The 2,661-nt window shown below is 74.4% G+C and carries 1 protein-coding gene; it reads right to left on the minus strand.

Going from position 1 to position 2,661, the window contains the following annotated elements; all coding sequences use genetic code 11:
• A partial coding sequence (locus M1M07_RS32130; RefSeq protein ID WP_248676747.1) for an amino acid adenylation domain-containing protein occupies positions 1 to 2,661 on the minus strand: 2,661 nt, incomplete at both ends.

Consider the following 2,661-nt stretch of genomic DNA (forward strand, 5'->3'; position numbering starts at 1 on the left):
GGGCGCGCCGGTCCAGTTTCCCGGTGGGGCCCACCGGCATCCGGTCCAGCACCGTGAGCTGGGCGGGCACCATGTAGTCGGGCAGGCGCCCGGCGGCGAACGTGAGCACCGCGGCGGGGTCGACGGAGCCGCCGGCGGCGGGCACGACGTAGCCGACGAGCCGGTCGTCGGCGCCGTGGTGCACGAGCACCGCGGCCTGCGCGACGTGCTCGTGGGCGCGCAGCGCGTGTTCGATCTCGCCGAGTTCGATGCGCTGGCCGCGGAGTTTGACCTGGAAGTCGCTGCGGCCGAGATAGCGCAGCGCCCCGTCGGCGCGCCAGGACACCAGATCGCCGGTGCGGTACATGCGTTCGCCGGTGCCGTAGGGGTTCGCGACGAACCGGTCGGCGGTCAGATCGGGGCGGAACGGATAGCCGCGGGCCAGCTGGATGCCGGACAGATACAGTTCGCCGACGCCGCCGACCGGCACCGGCTGCAGCCGCGCGTCCAGCACGTGCACGCGGGTGTTCCACACCGGGGTGCCGATGGGCACGTCGCCGGTGTCGGCGTCGGTGACCTGCCAGGCGGTGACGTCGACGGCCGCCTCGGTGGGCCCGTACAGGTTGTGCAGCGCCGTGGCGGGCAGCGCGGCGCGGGCGGCGCGGGCGGTGTCGGCGGGCAGCGCCTCGCCGCTACAGAACACCAGCCGCAGCGAGCGGCAGCGGTGCGGGTCGATGGCCTCGACGAACACCGCGAGCATCGACGGCACGAAGTGCACGACGGTGACGCCGGTGTCCTCGATCAGCCGGGTCAGGTAGGCGGGGTCGCGGTGCCCGTCGGGGGCGGCGACGACCAGCCGCGCCCCGGTCTGCAGGGGCCAGAAGAACTCCCACACCGACACGTCGAAGGTGGCGGGGGTCTTCTGCAGCACGGTGTCGTCGGCGGTCAGCGGGTAGGCGTGCTGCATCCAGCGCAGCCGGTTGACGATGGCGGCGTGGGAGACCGCCACGCCCTTGGGGCGGCCGGTCGAACCGGAGGTGTACAGGACGTAGGCCAGGTCGTCGGGGCGCAGCGGCGCGGTGCGTTCGGCGTCGGTGACCGGGGTGTCCGGGTAGCCGCCGGTGTCGAGCCGGTCCAGATACACGACGGCGGAGCCGGCGGGCAGGTCGGCGTGGTCGGCGGTGGTGGTCAGCACGCAGGCCGGGGCCGCGTCGGCCAGCACGTAGCCGAGCCGGTCGGCGGGATGGTCGGGGTCGAGCGGCAGGTGCGCGGCGCCGGTCTTGCCGGCGGCGTACATGCCGACGAGCAGGTCGATCGAGCGGTGCATGGCCAGCGCCACGATGGTGCCGGGGCCGACGCCGAGGCCGATGAGGTGGCGGGCGAGGCGGTTGGCGCGGGCGTCGAACTCGGCATAGCCGAGGGTGGTGTCGCCGAACACCACGGCCGGGGCGTCGGGGCTGCGCCGGACCTGCGCGTCGAACAGGTCGACGAGGGTGCCGTCGACGCGGGGGACGTCGGTGGCGTTCCACTCGGCGAGGATCCGGGTGCGTTCGGTGGGGGTGAGCAGATCCAGGTCGCCGATCGGGACGTCGGGGGTGTCGACGGCGGCGGTGAGCAGCCGCACGAACCGGTCCGCGAACGCGGCGGCGGTGGCGCGGTCGAACAGGTCGGTGGCGTAGGACAGCGCCCCGCTGAGCGCGACCGGGCCGCCGTCGTCGCCGGGCACCTCGCTGAGCAGCAGGTGCAGGTCGAATTTGGTGGTGTCGGTGGCGATCTCGGTGGCGTCGACGGTCAGCCCGGGCAGCTCGAGGTGGGCGGCCTCGTTGTTCTGGAAGGCGAGCATCACCTGGAACAGCGGCGAGTAGGCGGCGGAGCGGCCGGCGGCGACGGTGTCGACGACCAGTTCGAACGGCACGTCGGTGTGCTCGAAGCTGTCGAGATCGATCGCGCGGACCGCCTGCAGGTGCTCGGCGAAGGAGCGCCCGCCGGACACCGGGGTGCGCAGCACGACGGTGCCGACGAACATGCCGACCAGCTCGTCGAGGGCGCGGTCGCCGCGGCCGGACACGGGGCTACCGATGCTGATGTCGTCGCTGCCGGACAGCCGCGCGAGCAGCGCCGCCAGCGCGGCGTGCACCGTCATGAACGGGGTCGCGGCGTGGGCCTGCGCGATCGCCCCGATGCGCCGGTACAGCTCCGGGGCGATGTCGAACCGGACGGTGTCGCCGCGGAAGGACTGCTGCGGCGGCCGCGGCCGGTCGGTGGGCAGGGACAACAGTTCGGGGGCGCCGGCGAGGCGGTCGCGCCAGAACGCGAGCTGGCGGCCGGCGACCGACTCGGGATCGGCGGGGTCGCCGAGCCAGCCGCGCTGCCACAGCGCGAAGTCGGCGTACTGCACCGGCAGCGGTTCCCACGCGGGGGCGCTGCCGCTGCTGCGGGCCAGGTAGGCGGTCATCACGTCGCGGGCCAGCGGCGCCAGGGACGCACCGTCGGCGGCGATGTGGTGGGCGATCACCGCCAGGACGTGCTCGTCGTCGCCGAGTTCGAACAGCGTGACCCGCAGCGGCAGGTCGGTGGCGACGTCGAATCCGGTGGCCGCGCAGGCGGCGAGGGCGTCGTCGAGGCGGTCGGCGGGGACCGGGACCGGGTCGAGGGCGGGCACGGTGTCCGGGGACAGCACCC

Origin of the sequence: Rhodococcus sp. HM1, assembly GCF_023218075.1 — a bacterium.
In the GTDB taxonomy this organism is placed as follows: domain Bacteria; phylum Actinomycetota; class Actinomycetes; order Mycobacteriales; family Mycobacteriaceae; genus Rhodococcus.